The following is a 16,217-nucleotide window of genomic DNA, read 5'->3' on the forward strand; positions in this document are numbered from 1 at the left end:
CTCGCTCAGACCTTCGCCAGGCCGTACGACGGCCGCTCGTTCAGTGATGCCGGGTCGTGTCCGGGCAGGTGGCCGTAGGCGCCGATGATGCCGCCGATCTCCTCGGCGGCGGTCAGCGGCCCGGTCGCGTCCTCGGCGCGCGGTACCCGGCCGTGGCCGATCAGTTGCAGCCACTTGTTCAGCGGCAGCCGGGCCCGCTCGTACATCTCCAGCGCCTCGACCGGGTCCCGGTACGAGCCCAGCGAGCGGGCCAGCACCCGCGCGTCGACGATCGACTCGGACGCGCCGCCGAGCACATACGGATACATCGGGTGGGCCGCGTCGCCCAGCAGGGTGACCCGGCCGAACGACCACTGGTCCAGCGGCGGTCGGGTCACCAGTGGATAGCCGGACGCCTCGGTGGGCGACCTGACCATGGCCCCGATGTCGGCCCCGGCTATGCTCCAGCCGCGGAAGACCCGGGCCAGCCGGCGCAGGTCCGCCGGGCCGTTCCAGCCGGTGTCGCCGAGTTCGCCCGCCGACTGCCGATCGGGCAGCTCCGCGAGCCAGTTGGTGAGCGTGTACCCGTCGCGCGGATCGATCGGCTTGATCGGGTGCGCCATGAACCGCGCCTCGCCGTGCGCGGTCATGATCATGGTGTGCCCGTCGGCGAACGGCGCGCAGCGCGTGGTGCCGCGCATCAGGATGCGCGGCTGGGCGACCGGCGCGCTCTCGTCCGGCAACAACGTCGCGCGCGTCGCCGAGTTGATCCCGTCCGCGCCGACCAGCACGTCGGCCCGCTCCTGCCAGGGCCGGCCCTCGCCGTCCACGAAGTACGCGGTCACCCCGTCGTCGTCCTGGTCGAACCCGGTCAGCCGGGACCCGGTACGCACCGCCGCGCGGCCGAGTCGCTGATACACCGCGCGCAGCAGCGCGACCTGCAACTCGCCCCGGTGCACGGACAGATGCGGCCACAGGAAACCCGCCCGCTGTCCGCGCGGGGCCAGTACCACCCGGGTCGCGCGGCGGTCGGGGAAGGCCACCCCGGACAGCGGCACGCCCAGGTTGGCGATCGGATGGTAGAGGTCGAGTTCGGCGAGTTCGCGCACCGCGTGGGGCAGGAGGCTGATCCCGAGCCCCAGGGGCCGGATTCTCAGTGCCGCGTCGATCACCGTCACCTCGGTGATGCCCGCGTCATGCAGGCTGAGTGCCACAGCAAGACCACCTATGCCGCCGCCGGCGACGAGAACACGCACCCGGAAAGCCCCTCTTGCCAACCATTTGGAATATCACCACACTACCCGGCGCCCCGAGCTGCGGTCGGCCAACTCGCGAGCACCGCGCAATCGGAACGAATCTTCCCCCCGAAGTCGTCCGAGTGCGTCCAAGGCGCCGGCGGGGCACCCGAGCCGATGGGCGGGCTCGCCGCGAGACCGCTTCGATCACGAGACTCGCGCGAATACCGCCGCCGCCGCTCGGTCACCCCGCGAGCACCGCGGTGTCGATCGGATCGTCTTCCGAGTCCCGTTCCGAATCCTCTTCCCGGTCCCGGAACTGCCGGTGATACAGATCCGCGTACAGACCGTCCCGGGCCAACAGCTCGGCGTGCGTGCCGCGTTCGGCGATCCGGCCGTCGTCCACCACCAGGATCAGGTCCGCGTCGCGCACGGTGGACAGGCGGTGGGCGATCACCAGCGCGGTACGGCCGACCAGGGCGGTGGCCAACGCGCGCTGCACGGCGGCCTCCGACTCCGAGTCCAGGTGCGCGGTGGCCTCGTCGAGCACCACCACACGCGGCGACTTGAGCAGCAGTCGGGCGATCGCCAGGCGCTGCTTCTCCCCGCCGGACAACCGGTGTCCGCGCTCGCCGACCACCGTCTCCAGGCGGTCCGGCAGCCCCTCGACCAGGTCGCCGATGTTCGCCGCGTGCAGCGCCGCCCACAGTTCCTCGTCGCTCGCGTCCGGCTTTGCGTAGCGCAGGTTGCCGCGGATCGTGTCGTGGAACATGTGCGAGTCCTGGGTCACCACGCCGACCGTGTCGCGCACCGAGGCCAGGGTGACGTCGCGCACGTCGTGTCCGCCGATGCGTACCGTCCCCTCGGTCGCGTCGTAGAGCCGGCCGACCAACGAGGTGATCGTGGTCTTGCCCGCGCCCGACGGTCCGACCAGGGCCACCAGCTGACCCGGCTCCGCCCGGAACGACACGTCGTGCAACACCGGTTCGGAGCGCCGCCGATCGAGCACCGCGACACTCTCCAGCGAAGCCAGCGAGACCTCGTCGGCCCCCGGGTAGGCGAAGCCGACCGCGTCGAACTCCACCGTGGCCGCGTCCGCCGGCAGCGGCTTCGCGTCCGGCTTGTCGGCGATCATCGCGGGCAGGTCGAGGACTTCGAAGACCCGCTCGAAGCTGACCAGCGCGGTCATCACGTCCACCCGCACGTTGGCCAGCGCGGTCAGCGGCCCGTACAGCCGGCCGAGCAGCACGGTGAGCGCGACCAGGGTGCCCACCGTGAGCCGACCGTCCACCGCGAGATGCCCCCCGATCAGGTACACCAGCGCGGTCGCGAGCGAGGCGACCAGGGTGAGCGCGGTGGCGAACACCCGGTTCACCAACGCGATCCGGATGCCGATGTCGCGCACCCGCGCGGCCCGCCCGGAGAACAGCGCGTCCTCCTCCTCGGGCCGGCCGAAGATCTTGGCCAGTGTCGCGCCGGAGACGTTGAACCGCTCGGTCATCACCGTCGACATCTCCGCGTTCAACTGCATCTGTTCGCGGGTCATCGCCTGCAACCGGCGGCCGATCCACTTGGCCGGCAGCAGGAACAGCGGCAGCAGCACCAGCGAGACCAGGGTGATCTGCCAGGCGAGGTAGAACATCGTTCCGGCCACCAGGACCAGGCTGACCAGATTGGACACCACGCCCGCCAGGGTCGAGGTGAACGCGCGCTGCGCGGACAGCACGTCGTTGTTCAGGCGCGAGATCAGCGCGCCGGTCTGGGTTCGGGTGAAGAACGCGATCGGCTGGCGCTGCACGTGCGCGAACACCTTGCTGCGCAGCGCGTAGATCGAACCCTCGCCGATCCGCGCCGAGTACCACCGCTCGGCCAGGCCGAACCCGGCGGCGAGCAGCGCGACGCCCGCCACCACGATCGCGAGCACGGTCACCAGGTGACCGTCGCCCTTCAGTACACCCTCGTCCACAATCCGCTGCGCGAGCAGCGGCGGCACGATGGTCAGCACCGCGCCGATCACCACCAGGACCAGGTACGCGGTGATCTGCCGCGCGAACGGTTTCGCGAACTCGCCCACCCGGCGCACCGTGCCTGGCGCGAGTTTTCGCTCCACCACGGACGCGTCGCGCGTGTAGGAGCGCAGGTTCATCCCCATCGGGCCGCCGCCACTCATCCCGCCTCGTTCCCCGTACATCCCGTACGTGTCGCCTGCCCGAGCCGAATGCCCGAACAAATTCCTGAGTCAACCTCAGTACTTCGTACACGGGAACACCGACGCGGGCCCGCTTAGTCCCGGACCCACGCCCGGCGCGTCGACCGCCGGCGGGCATACATGTGGCGCATGTCTCACCGAATCGCGCCCGGCGGATCCCGATGAAGCGGGTCGCGTCGGGATCCGCCGGGCGGGGCCTACTCGCCCATCCCCGCGAGGTCGCGCAGGCGGCGGGCCTGTGCGGCGCGTTCGGCGGCGCGCTGTTCGTCGTAGCCACGCGTCGCGGCGCCCGCGAGCAGGGCCTTCGTCTCGATCACCGCGTCGCGCGGTGCGGCGAGGAGTGCCGCGATCAGGTCGCGTGCGGCACCGTCCAACTCCTCGCGCGGCACCGCGAGGGTGGCCAGTCCCATCGAGACCGCCTCATCGGCCCCCACCCAGCGGCCCGTGACGCAGATCTCCAGGGCCCGGGCATAGCCGACCAGGTCGGTCAGCGGCTTCGTCCCGGCCAGGTCCGGGACCAAACCGAGCGCGGTCTCGCGCATCGAGAACCGCGCGTCGTCGGCGCACACCCGCAGGTCGCAGGCCAGCGCCAGTTGGAACCCGGCCCCCACGGCATGCCCCTGCACAGCGGCTACCGTGATCAGGTCCGGGCGTCGCCACCAGGTGAACGCCTCCTGGAACGAGGCGATGGTGGCGTCGAGTTCGTCGTCGCTCGCCCCGGCCAACGTGACGAGGTCCGATTCCCCCGGGATGCCCCCACCACCCGGGAACATCCGTCGATCCAGGCCCGCGGAGAACGAGACGCCCTCCGCGCGCAACAGCACGGCCCGGACATCACCGGGCAGGTCGCGGCCGACCGCGGCGAGCGCGCGCCAGAGCGCGGGAGTCTGCGCGTTGCGCCGATCGGGGTTGGTGAGGCTCACCACCGCGAACGCACCTTCGATCACGACCGAAAGGCCCTGCCCTGCCGCGCTGTCGGCACCGCCGACCCCGCGACCGCTGTTGTCCGTGCCGCCCCTGTTGTCACTCGTGTTGCCACTCGTGTCGTCGTTCGAGCCGAGCTGATTCGCGCCCACGTCCACGGTCCCTCCCGTGTTCGGGTCGCTTCCGGCAAACGACCACGTGTCCGACGTTACCGGTCGGTCACATGGTCGTTCGACGGATGGTGCCGTACTGCCCCGGGACTCGGTCTCAGGCCGAGGACGACGCGGCGCTCTTGGCCTTGCCCCGTGTTGCCCCACCCCTGCCGCGGAGGGTCACTCCCGACTCGCTGAGCATCCGGTGCACGAAGCCGTAGGAACGGCCCGTCTCCTCCGCGAGGGCGCGGATGCTGGCACCGGAGTCGTACTTCTTCTTGAGGTCAGCCGCGAGCTGCTCGCGCGCGGCACCGGTCACCCGGCTGCCCTTCTTCAGAGTCTCGGCCACACGTGCCTCCTCATAGGAAGTGCGCTCTGGAATCCCATGATCACCCCTGGGGCATGGCAAGGCCAGTGATTCCACCAGGCCCGATGGCTTGATCATCGCGGCGCGTGGCCTCTTGCACACAAAGATCACCCGAGCGGAATCACGCCTTCCTTTGCCGAATGCTTGACCGAATCCTGTGTCCGCCGACAAAGGCGCTGGTCACCCATGAGATTCGCGACCTTGCTCTGTGTCGCCGTCGAGCCTCGTGACCGGCGTCACGTACGGACCGGAAGGATGGCTTCCCCTTGTGAGGGTTTCGTGGGGAAAACCTGTCGGGGGGACGAAAGCGATCACCCCGCCGGGTTGCCGAGGAAGGCAACCCGACGGGGTGTCGGTCGTTCGGGGCTCCCGGGCCGCGTCGCCCGGAAGCTGGGGCGCAGCGCCCGGGTGGTCAGGCGAGCGCGACCAGGTCGGCGTAGTCCTCGCTCCACAGATCCTCGACGCCGTCCGGGAGCAGGATGATCCGCTCCGGCTGCAACGCCTCCACCGCGCCCTCGTCGTGGGTGACGAGCACCACGGCGCCCTCGTACGTGCGCAGCGCGTCCAGCACCTCGGCGCGGCTGGCGGGGTCGAGGTTGTTGGTCGGCTCGTCCAGGAGCAGCACATTGGCCTTGGAGACCACGAGCGTCGCGAGCGCGAGCCGGGTCTTCTCGCCGCCGGAGAGCACACCGGCCGGCTTGTCCACGTCGTCGCCGGAGAACAGGAAGGAACCGAGCACCTTGCGCACCTCGACCAGATCGAGGTCGGGCGAGGACGAGCGCATGTTCTCCAGGACCGTGCGCTCCGGGTCCAGCGTCTCGTGTTCCTGTGCGTAGTAACCGAGTTGCAGGCCGTGGCCCGGCTCGACCTTGCCGGTGTCCGGGTCCTCGACGCCGCCGAGCAGCCGAAGGAGCGTGGTCTTGCCCGCGCCGTTGAGACCCAGGATCACCACGCGCGAGCCCTTGTCGATGGCCAGGTCGACGTCGGTGAAGATCTCCAGCGAGCCGTACGACTTGGACAGCCCGGTCGCCATCAGCGGGGTCTTGCCGCAGGGGGCGGGCTTGGGGAAGCGCAGCTTGGCGACCTTGTCCGACTTGCGTTCGCTCTCCAGGCCGGAGAGCAGCTTCTCGGCCCGGCGGGCCATGTTCTGCGCGGCCACCGTCTTGGTCGCCTTGGCGCGCATCTTGTCGGCCTGCGAGAAGAGTTGGTCGGCCTTCTTCTCGGCGTTGGCCCGCTCGCGCTTGCGGCGGCGCTCGTCGGTCTCGCGCTGGAGCTTGTAGGCGTTCCAGCCGACGTTGTAGATGTCGATCGTGGTGCGGTTGGCGTCCAGGTAGAACACCTTGTTGACGCACGCCTCCATCAGGCCGACATCGTGGCTGATCACGATGAAGCCGCCCTTGTACGTCTTGAGGAAGTCGCGCAGCCAACCGATCGAGTCGGCGTCGAGGTGGTTGGTGGGCTCGTCGAGGAGCAGCGTGTCGGCGTCGGAGAACAGGATCCGGGCCAGTTCGACCCGGCGCCGCTGGCCACCGGAGAGCGTGTGCAGTTCCTGGCCCAGGATCCGGTCCGGCAGCCCGAGGCTGGCCGCGATGGTGGCCGCCTCGGCCTCGGCCGCGTAGCCGCCCTTGGTCAGGAACTCGGTCTCCAGGCGCGAATACCGGCGCATCGCCTTGGCCGCGGTCTCGCCGCTGGCGCTGGCCATCAGGCCCTCGGCCTCGCGCATCCCGGAGAGCGCGACGTCCAGGCCGCGCGCGGACAGGATCCGGTCCCGTGCGAGCACGTCCAGGTCGCCGGTGCGCGGGTCCTGCGGCAGGTAGCCGACCTCGCCGGTGCGGGTGATGGTCCCGGCCGCGGGCTGGGTCTCCCCGGCCAGCGTCTTGGTGAGCGTGGTCTTGCCGGCGCCGTTGCGGCCGACCAGGCCGATCCGGTCGCCGGCCGCGACCCGGAAGGAGGCCGGCTCGAGGAGGATGCGGGCGCCGGCCCGCAGTTCGACGTTGGTTGCGTTGATCATGAAGGACTGGGCTCCCGGTCGGGGACTGACGAAGACGGACGATCGTGCGGGGCTCGCTGGGAAGCCGCACCGCGCTAAGGCCGCTCGCGGGGATATCCAGGGAAACCGACCATGCCCACGAGTCTACGGGAGCCGTCGGAACGAATTTCCGGGCATCCTCCCGGCGCGAAGACGGCGGGCGCGATAAAACCCGCGAAATGGGATATCCGTCACCCGACGTCTATTCCCTGTTGCCTTGGCGGTCGCCCGATGCAGTTCGACGACGATGCGGATCTGGACACGTCCCAGATCGAGGACGAGCGCGGCTCGGGGGGCGGCGGGCTGCGTCGTCCCGGCCTCGCGGTGGGCGGCGGCGCGGCGGGCCTGATCGCCGTGGTCCTCGGCCTGATCTTCGGCCTGAGCCCGAACCAGCTCGGCCTGAGCGACGGCGGCGGAGGCGGGGGCAACGCCGTCCCGGCGGACAATCGCGCGCTCCAGGACTCGTGCCGCAAGGGCACCGACGCCAACGCGCGCGACGACTGCCGGATCGTCGGGGTGGTGAACAGCGTGCAGGCGTACTGGACGGACGAGTACCGGCGTCGGGGCGCGACGTACAAGCCGGCGCTGACCCGGTTCTTCACCGGCAGCACCTCGACCGCGTGCGGCGGCGCCACCTCGGCGGTGGGCCCCTTCTACTGTCCCGGCGACCGCAGGGTCTACATCGACCTGGGCTTCTTCAACGAGCTGCGCACCAAATTCGGCGCCAGGGGCGGGCCGTTCGCCGAGGCGTACGTGCTGGCCCACGAGTACGGCCACCACATTCAGGACCTCACCGGCCAGATGGCCAGGGTCGGCAACGACCGCCAGGGCCCGCAGAGCGGCTCGGTCCGCCTCGAACTCCAGGCCGACTGCTACGCCGGCGTCTGGGCCCAACACGCGACCACACCCCCGGGAGCCCTGATCACCAACCTCACCCCCCAGGACATCGCCGACGGCCTCGACGCGGCGGCAGCGGTAGGCGACGACCGCATCCAACGGCAATTCCAGGGCCGAGTAACCCCGGAAACCTGGACCCACGGCTCGGCAGCCCAACGCCAACAGTGGTTCCAAACCGGCTACACCACAGGCGACCCAGCCAAATGCGACACCTTCACCAGCCGCATCTGACCAAGCCAAACCCCCAAGCCCCCCACCCCAAACCCACCTCAACCCGGCCGGCACTCGAAGCCACCCCAACCAACACCCAACGAGGACCAAACCACCTCAGCCCGGCCGGCGTTTGAGGCCAACCCAACCCCACCGAAGCCCGACGCCGGCCGAACACACCTCAGCCCGGCCGGCGTTCAACGCACTTCAGCCCGGCCGGCGTTTGAGGCCAAACTCAGGCCGCAGCCCGAGCCCGATCCACGATCTCCTCCGCATCGGCGACAGCCGAAAGATGCCGCTCCATCCGAACCCGCACATCCCGCCCCCCGCCATCGGCAACAAGCAACGAAACCCAAGCGGCGGAAGCCTCGAGCGCGGCCCGCGCACTGGCCGCAGCCGCAGCCAGATACGGAAGCACATCGTCGTCCGCCCCATCTCGCACCGTGCCCGCGAGCCCGATCACATCCGCCGCCAACGCCGCGACCCGCAAAGGCACTTCGGCGGAATCCACCCCCGACCCAGACCGATCCGAAACCTCCCGCGCCGCGTGGCCCGTGCGCATGGCCCGCTCCCGCATCCGCCCCGCCTCGGCCCGCGCCGCCCGCATCGTCTCCTCGGCGTCGGTCGTGTGCAGGGCAAGTGCCGCGGCCCGCTCGACGAGCGCGGCGGCCTGCGCGGCCTGGAGCGCGGCGGCAGCCCCCCGTACCCGGACGTCGGGACTGGCCAGTCGGTCGAGGTGTTCCCCGATGGTCTGTTCGCGCAACGGATCCTCCTTGCACACGTGTACAGGCGATCGAAATCGTTCCTGCCAGGGTGCACGGCAGACGCCAATTGCGCCATTTTTTGCACTTATTGGTTCGACCCACCCACACCCGGGTACGCCCTCGCCCACCTTCGCCCAACCGCCCAACCGCCCAACCGCCCAACCACCCAGCCGACAAACCGACTGCCCGACCAACCGCCAGACCGCCAGACCGCCAGACCCGAAGCCGACTCACTCCACCGTCTTCACGTCACACCACACGACCTTGCCATCCGGCACCGGATAGCTCCCCCACTCCTCGGCCATCGCCTCCACGAGCAACAACCCACGACCATGCTCGTCCAGCAGGTCCACCGCGCCCCCCGCTTCGGGAAGCGCCGTGTCGTCGTCCACCACCGCGAGCCGGATCGAGTTCTCCCGGCGCAGCACGGCGACCGCGACCGTACGCCCCCGCGTCGAGTGCTGGACCGCGTTGGTCACCAGTTCGGAGAGCAGCAGTTCAAGGGTGTCCACGGGCGCGCCCGGAACCCGCTGCGCCAGCACCGCGCGTAGCGCGTGTCGGGCGCGAGGTACGGCCTCGACGGTGGCCGACAGACGCAGCGACAACAACAGCGGGCCGGCCGGAGACTCCCCGAATCGCGGCGATGATGCGATTTCGCCCACGTCTCCCCCTGTCTCCCCTGGTGGCGCGGATGAGGCGGCCGGAGGCATCGGCGACCTTTGTCCAAACTAGCCGTCCTTGTCTCCGCTGTTGGTGAGATCGACTTCTTTCCCCCTGGTGAAACGTGGCGCGGGCCGGCGATGGACGCACGGGCGGCGCTCGATCGGCGCGCATGGTGGTGGAAAGCGTCGCCCGATGCCCGAGGGGCGGTTCCCGGCCGGGCCGGCGGGGTAGCGATCCCCGACGACAGCCGCCCCGGGCCACCGGCTCGAACTCGTCGCGTGACCCTCGTCGCACGGCTCGAACCCCGGCTCGGGGAACCAACCGAACCGCCGTTTCGTCCCGCAAACAGACGGCAACGACCCGGGACCCCCCGGTGCCGGCTCGCCACCCGACCGTCGGGATCGCGACCGGAGAGTTCCACCGGCTCCCGGTGCGTGATGCGGCGAGGCGCCGCATCACGCACCACACCGGAGCCGGTGAACCTTTCCGGCCGGGGTACTAACGTCGGGGTTACCGACCGCGTCACGGAGGACCTGCATGCAGCCCCGGCTCCAGGCCACTCTGGCCGATTTCGTACCCGCCCTGCGCTTCGTCGCGCCCGAACTCGTCGCCGACTACCTCGAGCACGACGATCTGCCCGCGGCGTGGTGGATGAGCGTGCCGGTGGTGCGTGCCGCCGACACCTTCGGCCGGGACGAACTGCCGGGACGGCTCGCCGATCTCGCCTACACCGAGCTGCGGCACCTGCGCCTGGGCGACCTGCTGCCCGGGGCCTGGTTGGCACGTAACGGCTTTCGGCTGTCCCAGTGGCCCGACGGCGCGCGGACCAACGTGATGGTGCGCACCCCCGACTGGGCGGACCTGCTCACCACGACGGTGCGCGAGGTCGGCGACTGGACCCAGATCGGCACCTCGACCGTGCGGCCGCTGGTGGCCCGGTTGTTCGAGGAGGTCCTGGGACTGCTGCCGCAGGACGACGAATCGGTCGACGTAGACGCGCTGTTCGACGCGTCCGGCATGGCGGCGAGCCCGGCGGCGATGCCCGAGCAGGCCGTCGACCCGGAGCCCGAGGCCGAGCCGGAACCCGAGCCGGAGCCCGCCGCGGCGACCGTGATCCCGCCCGCCCCGGAGGACGGCGACTGGGACAACCCGGATGAGTGGGGCGACCTGGACGACGAGGAACTGCGTCCGGTCAAGCTGCCCGAGCCGTTGACCGCCGAACTGGGCACCGTGGTGCGCTGGCTGGCCGAACAGGCGCCGGACGTACCGCTGATGGCGCAGCTCGCACAGGTCACCCTGGAGACCGCGGCCGTGGTCGGCCTGGAGGACGCCACAAACGAGGTGCGGAGCGCGTTGACCGCGCTGCTCACCCAGGTGCCGTCCGGGCTGCGCGCGTCGCTGGCACTGCCGCCGGCCCCCGTCGCGACCGAGCCGGAGCCGGCCGTCGCCGGGGCGTCCGAAGCCGATGTCGCCGACTCCGACTCCGACGACGACGATGCGTCCGACTCGGGCCGGGACGCCTACGGGGAGGTCCCGCCGACCACCCGGGCGAGCCTGCCCTCCGTCGCGGCGCCCCGCCCCGAGCGCCCGTCGGCCGCCGAGGCCCGCACGGAACCCCTCCCCGAGGTGGCCGCCCACCACCTCGACGCGCCTGCCGCCGAGCCGGCCGCCCGGACCGGCGCCAGGCCGGTGCCGAAGATCCGCACCACGGACACCTCCGAGGACCGCCGGCCGCACCCGGTCCCGCCGGCGGAGGAGCCCACGATCGACGAGGCGCCCGGCGTGGACGCGTTCGGCGAGACGCCGCCGATGACCGTCGCCGACGTCCCGATCCCCGCACTCACCCGCAAGGGCAAGCGCACGGCCCCGCCGGCCCGATCCGAGTCGCGCGCCGAGAGCGCCGAGAGCGCCGACCCGAACGAGGAGGGCGGCCGGGACGCGTTCGGCGAGATCCCGCCGCCCACCGCCGGCGCGGTGCCCACGGTCGGCGAGGCCGCCGTGCCGCGCACCCCCGAGGGCCTGCGCATCCCGCCCCGACCGAGTCACCCGCCGCGTTCCGCGCCGACGCCCGCGCCGGCCGCCGCGACCGCGGCGGAGGTTCCGTCCGTGCCCGCGCCGCCGGACCCGTCCGCCGTGCCGCCCACCAACCGGGGGACGAAGGCGAAGGCGGCCGACCCCGAGGCCACCGTCGAGATGGTGCCCGGCACGCTGCCGGCCGCGCCCGCCGAGGACGTCACGATGCTCGTCGACCGGCCGCAGTCGCGCGCCGGCGAGCCCGGCGGCGGCGACCTCGTCATCGTCCTGGCGACCTGGTTCCCGGCGAGCGAACCGCGCCGCCGGGTACTCGCCCGGGACCGGCTGTTCACCGACGAACCCCGCGAACTGGATTCGCTGGCCGCCGAGTTCGGCACCTCGCCGGCCGAGGTCAAGATCCTGGAGCGGGACCTGCGGCGCAACCTGGACGAGCGCATCGGCCGCTCCGACGGCGCGCCGGTCCGGGTGCACCTGAGCTTCGTGCGGGACCGGCTCGGCGTCCTGACCACGGTGTCCGAACTGCGCACGCTGCACCCCAAGCACACCGAGACGGTGCCGGGTCTGGAGATCCAGGTCTGGCAGGTGCTGCGCGGCCTGCTCGGCCTGCACACCTCGGTCGACGGCTGGTTGTCGAGCGCGCCGCTGGGCGAGTTGTCCGACCGCACTCAGGCCACCCTGGACGCGGCCTGCGCCCGAGGCCCGGTGCCGCTGGCCGCGCTGGAGCGGGACCTGACCGCGATGGGCATCCGCCCGCCGCTGCAGGCCGCCTGGATCGCCCGCCTGGAGGGCTTCCAGGTGGAGAACGGCCAGGTGTTGTCCCGCTCGGCGGACACCCTGGAGCGGCCGGCCCAGAAGGGGCGGTCGGCGCCGATCGGCGATCCGTCCCGAACCGCAGGCTGCTTCCGCGAGGACACCGGCGCGTGGGCGTTCCGGGTGGACGTGTCCACCGCGATGCTCGAAGGCGAGCCGGTCAAGGTACCGGCGGCGTTCGCCCAATCCCTCGGCGTCACCCCGGGCGGCCAGGTCCGGCTGCACCACGGCCACGGCCCCGCCGCACTGCGCTGGGCCGACACGCCCTACCTGGTGTCCCTGCGCGCGATCCTGGCCGGCCTGTCCGCACACGAGGGCGACATGGTCTTCATCTCGTCGATCCACCAGGGCCGCCTGGAGGCCCGCCTGGTCCGCGGCGACGCCACGGTCCGCCTCCCCCGCTGGGCAAGAGCCCTACGCCACACCGGTGTAGACCCGGTCCCGGAGCAGGTGAACCTCCCCGAACTCCTGGGAGCCAGAATCGGCCTCGACCCAGCCATCGACCTCAAGGCCGTCCTGCACCACCTACAACAACGAGGCGACACAGACATCCTCGAACTCCTGGGCGTCTCCCAACCCCGCCCATAACCGAAGCGGAACCGGGCCCAAGCGGTGGAGCGCAGCGGAACCGCAACCCACTGCGCCACCGGTGGAGCGCAGCGGAACCGGAAACCCGGCGCCGCGCAGCGGCAACGCCCCCGCGCCCCTTCCGCCCCCGACGGAGCGCAGCGGAGGAGAAACCACTCCGCAAGGGCGCCACGGATCAGGCAGGCCACCGAGACTCGGCCATGATCGTGGAGGCAGGTAGTGAGCCGTGTCGGGACTGGCCCGGCGTCCGGGCAAAGCCGCCGCCGGGCCGTTCGGCGAAGTGATTCTCCTCCGCTGCGCTCCACCGGAGGGCACAGCCCGTCACGCAACCTCAGCCCGGCCGGCGCTTGAGGCCACCCCAGCCAACCAACACCCAACGCCGGCCAAAAACCCAAGCCCGAACCCCCAGCCCGGCCGGCGCTTGAGGCCAAGCAGGCCGGGCCAAACCAGCCCGGCCGGCGTTTGAGGCCAAAAGGGCCCAGCGGCCCAGGAGCTACAGGTTGAACCCCAACGCGCGCAGCTGCTCACGCCCGTCATCGGTGATCTTGTCCGGCCCCCACGGCGGCATCCAGACCCAGTTGATCCGCATGTCCGCGACGATCCCCTCGGTCGCGGTCCGCGTCTGGTCCTCGATCACGTCCGTGAGCGGACACGCCGCACTGGTGAGGGTCATGTCGATGGTCGCGATGTTCGCGTCGTCGACATGCACGCCGTACACCAGCCCCAGATCGACCACGTTGATCCCGAGCTCGGGGTCGACGACGTCGTACATCGCCTCGGTGACGTCCTCCGGCGTGGCCACACCGGCCGCCTGAGCCTCGGTCATTTCTGCCCTTCCGTCGTCTGCGCGGTCTGCGCCGTGTTCAGCGCCTGCGCCGTGGCGTCCTTGAAGGCCATCCACCCCAGGAGCGCGCACTTCACCCGCGCCGGATACTTGCTGACGCCGACGAACGCCACGGCGTCCTCCAGCACGTCCTCGTCCGGCTCGCCCTGGCCCTTGGACTGCATCAGCGCCAGGAACTCGTCCCCGGCGTGCATCGCGTCCTCGATCGTGTGCCCGATCACCAGGTCGGTCATCACCGACGCGCTGGCCTGGCTGATCGAACAGCCCTGGCCCTCGTAGCTGACGTCGAGCACCTTCTCGCCGTCCAGCTTCACGCGCAGCGTGACCTCGTCCCCACAGGTCGGGTTGACGTGGTGGACCTGGGTGTCGAACGGATCCCGCAACCCCTTGTTGTGGGGGTGCCGGTAGTGATCCAGGATGATTTCCTGATACATCCCGTCGAGCTTCATCTCTTCGCCTCCCGCCCCTGCTCCGCCGAACCCGTACTAACCGAAAAACCGTCGGACATGTTCCAGCCCGGCCACGAGCGCGTCGACCTCGGCCGGCGTGGAGTACAGGTAGAACGAGGCGCGGGTGGTCGCCGGCACGCCGTAGCGCAGGCAGACCGGACGGGCGCAGTGGTGCCCCACCCGAACCGCGATGCCCTGTTCGTCGAGCACCTGGCCCACGTCGTGCGGGTGGATGTCGCCGAAGGTGAAGGAGATCGCCGCCGCGCGTGCCACGTTGTCGGCCGGGCCGATGATCTTCAGCCCCTCGACGCTGTTCAGCGCGTCGACCGCGTATCCCGTGAGCGCGTGCTCGTGCGCGGCGATCCGGTCCATGCCGATCGCCGACAGGTAGTCGATGGCCGCACCGAGCCCGACCGCCTCCGCGATCGGCGGTGTGCCAGCCTCGAACTTGTGCGGCGCGGGCGCGTACGTGGACGCGCTCATCGTCACGGTCTCGATCATCTCGCCGCCGCCCAGGAACGGCGGCAGCTCCTCCAGCAGACCGAGCCGGCCCCACAACACGCCGATCCCGGTCGGGCCGCACATCTTGTGGCCGGTGAACGCGACGAAGTCGGCGCCGAGCGCCTGTACGTCGAGCACCATGTGCGGCGCGGCCTGCGACGCGTCGACCACGACCAGGGCGCCGACGTCGTGCGCGCGGCGCACGATCGGGTCCAGGTCGTTGACCGTGCCGAGGATGTTCGAGGTGTGCACCACCGAGACGACCTTGGTCTCCTCGGTGATCACCTGCTCGATGTTCGACAGGTCGAGCCGGCCGTCGTCGGTGAGCCCGAACCACTTGAGCTGGGCGCCGGTGCGCTGCGCGAGCAGCTGCCACGGCACGATGTTCGAGTGGTGCTCCATCTCGGTGATCACCACGTCGGCGCCCACGCCGACCTTGAACGGCTCGTCCGCCCAGGTCAGCATGTTCGCGACGAGGTTGATCGCCTCGGAGGAGTTCTTGGTGAAGACGATCTCGTCCCGGCTGGGCGCGTTGATGAACGCCGCGACCTTGTCCCGCGCGCCCTCGTACAGCGCGGTGGCCTCCTCGGCCAGCACGTGCACGCCGCGGTGCACGTTCGCGTTGCTGCTCGCGTAGTAGTGCGTCATGGCGTCGATCACCTGACGCGGGGTCTGCGACGTCGCCGCGTTGTCGAGGTAGACGAGCGGTCGGTCGTCGTGCAGGAGCCGTTCGAGGATCGGGAAATCCTTGCGGATCGTGTCCGTGTCGAGCAGCCCCGGCAGGTGCAGTGTCATGCAGACTCCCCCTTGCCGGTGTACGCCTCGTAGCCCTCGTCCTCCAGCTTGTCGGCAAGCTCGGCACCGCCGGACTCGACGATCCGGCCGCCCGCGAAGACGTGCACGTGGTCGGGCTTGATGTACTTCAGGATGCGGGTGTAGTGGGTGATCAGCAGGGTGCCGATCTGCCCGGTGGCCTGCACGCGGTTGACGCCCTCGGAGACCACGCGCAGCGCGTCGACGTCCAGACCGGAGTCGGTCTCGTCGAGGATCGCGATCTTCGGCCGCAGCAGTTCCAGCTGCAGGATCTCGTGACGCTTCTTCTCGCCGCCGGAGAAGCCCTCGTTGACGTTGCGCTCGGCGAAGGAGGGGTCCATCTGGAGGCGCTCCATGGCCTCCTTGACCTCCTTGATCCACAGCCGCAGCTTGGGGGCCTCGCCGCGGGTGGCGGTGGCGGCGGTGCGCAGGAAGTTGGACACCGAGACGCCGGCGACCTCGACGGGGTACTGCATGGCCAGGAACAGGCCGGCGCGGGCCCGCTCGTCGACGGTCATGGACAGCACGTCGGCGCCGTCGAGCAGCACACTGCCGCCGGTGACCCGGTACTTCGGGTGTCCCGCGACCGAGTACGCCAGCGTCGACTTGCCGGAGCCGTTGGGGCCCATGATGGCGTGGGTCTCGCCCTGCTTCACGGTCAGGTCGACGCCGCGCAGGATCTCGCGCGGACCGTTCTCGGCGTCCACACTGACGTGCAGGTCGCGGATCTCAAGCGTTGCCATAACGGA

13 protein-coding genes are annotated in these 16,217 nt (G+C 70.8%); 2 read left to right on the plus strand and 11 right to left on the minus strand.

The window, feature by feature from the left end:
* Positions 1-5 precede the first annotated feature (5 nt).
* From ACH4XV_RS11835 to ACH4XV_RS11855, 5 genes are all read right to left on the minus strand, one after another.
* Positions 6-1,235 (minus strand): FAD-dependent monooxygenase, encoded by a 1,230-nt coding sequence (locus ACH4XV_RS11835; RefSeq protein ID WP_395788820.1) that lies wholly within the window; start codon positions 1,233-1,235, stop codon positions 6-8.
* A 223-nt stretch (positions 1,236-1,458) separates the two neighbouring features.
* Positions 1,459-3,384 carry an ABC transporter ATP-binding protein gene (locus ACH4XV_RS11840; protein WP_395788822.1) on the minus strand — a complete coding sequence of 642 codons (1,926 nt, stop codon included), beginning with the start codon at positions 3,382-3,384 and terminating at the stop codon, positions 1,459-1,461.
* A gap of 236 nt (positions 3,385-3,620) precedes the next feature.
* The gene (locus tag ACH4XV_RS11845) at positions 3,621-4,370 is read right to left on the minus strand and encodes an enoyl-CoA hydratase/isomerase family protein (protein WP_395789962.1); all 750 of its coding nucleotides are present in this window, start codon (positions 4,368-4,370) and stop codon (positions 3,621-3,623) included.
* A gap of 244 nt (positions 4,371-4,614) precedes the next feature.
* Positions 4,615-4,848 (minus strand): helix-turn-helix domain-containing protein, encoded by a 234-nt coding sequence (locus ACH4XV_RS11850; RefSeq protein WP_395788824.1) that lies wholly within the window; start codon positions 4,846-4,848, stop codon positions 4,615-4,617.
* Between the two features lie 430 nt (positions 4,849-5,278).
* On the minus strand, positions 5,279-6,877 hold the full coding sequence (locus ACH4XV_RS11855) for an ABC-F family ATP-binding cassette domain-containing protein (protein WP_380011213.1): 1,599 nt from the start codon (positions 6,875-6,877) through the stop codon (positions 5,279-5,281).
* A gap of 249 nt (positions 6,878-7,126) precedes the next feature.
* On the opposite strand from ACH4XV_RS11855, the gene ACH4XV_RS11860 reads away from it, so the two are divergent.
* Positions 7,127-8,023 (plus strand): neutral zinc metallopeptidase, encoded by an 897-nt coding sequence (locus ACH4XV_RS11860; protein ID WP_395788826.1) that lies wholly within the window; start codon positions 7,127-7,129, stop codon positions 8,021-8,023.
* A 214-nt stretch (positions 8,024-8,237) separates the two neighbouring features.
* Here ACH4XV_RS11860 and ACH4XV_RS11865 read toward each other — a convergent pair whose 3' ends face one another.
* Positions 8,238-8,765, minus strand: coding sequence for a hypothetical protein (locus ACH4XV_RS11865; protein ID WP_395788828.1), 528 nt, complete (start codon positions 8,763-8,765; stop codon positions 8,238-8,240).
* Between the two features lie 231 nt (positions 8,766-8,996).
* Entirely contained in the window at positions 8,997-9,428 is a 432-nt protein-coding gene (locus tag ACH4XV_RS11870) for an ATP-binding protein (RefSeq protein ID WP_395788830.1), read from the minus strand.
* Positions 9,429-9,966: 538 nt separating this feature from the next.
* On the opposite strand from ACH4XV_RS11870, the gene ACH4XV_RS11875 reads away from it, so the two are divergent.
* The gene (locus tag ACH4XV_RS11875) at positions 9,967-12,861 is read left to right on the plus strand and encodes a hypothetical protein (protein WP_395788832.1); all 2,895 of its coding nucleotides are present in this window, start codon (positions 9,967-9,969) and stop codon (positions 12,859-12,861) included.
* A 493-nt stretch (positions 12,862-13,354) separates the two neighbouring features.
* On the opposite strand, the gene ACH4XV_RS11880 is transcribed toward ACH4XV_RS11875, so the two are convergent.
* The 4 genes from ACH4XV_RS11880 to sufC are packed head-to-tail and all read right to left on the minus strand — an operon-like array spanning position 13,355 to position 16,211.
* The gene (locus tag ACH4XV_RS11880) at positions 13,355-13,687 is read right to left on the minus strand and encodes a metal-sulfur cluster assembly factor (RefSeq protein ID WP_395788834.1); all 333 of its coding nucleotides are present in this window, start codon (positions 13,685-13,687) and stop codon (positions 13,355-13,357) included.
* Complete coding sequence (gene sufU / locus ACH4XV_RS11885) at positions 13,684-14,154, minus strand: Fe-S cluster assembly sulfur transfer protein SufU (RefSeq protein ID WP_395788836.1); 471 nt, start codon at positions 14,152-14,154, stop codon at positions 13,684-13,686. Before sufU ends, ACH4XV_RS11880 begins: the two co-directional genes overlap by 4 nt.
* 36 nt (positions 14,155-14,190) lie before the next feature.
* Entirely contained in the window at positions 14,191-15,450 is a 1,260-nt protein-coding gene (locus ACH4XV_RS11890; protein ID WP_380011231.1) for a cysteine desulfurase, read from the minus strand.
* On the minus strand, positions 15,447-16,211 hold the full coding sequence (gene sufC / locus ACH4XV_RS11895; protein WP_395788838.1) for a Fe-S cluster assembly ATPase SufC: 765 nt from the start codon (positions 16,209-16,211) through the stop codon (positions 15,447-15,449). The genes ACH4XV_RS11890 and sufC overlap by 4 nt, the downstream gene beginning before the upstream one ends.
* Positions 16,212-16,217: the final 6 nt, after the last annotated feature.

Source organism: Embleya sp. NPDC020630 (assembly GCF_044334985.1).
GTDB lineage: Bacteria > Actinomycetota > Actinomycetes > Streptomycetales > Streptomycetaceae > Embleya.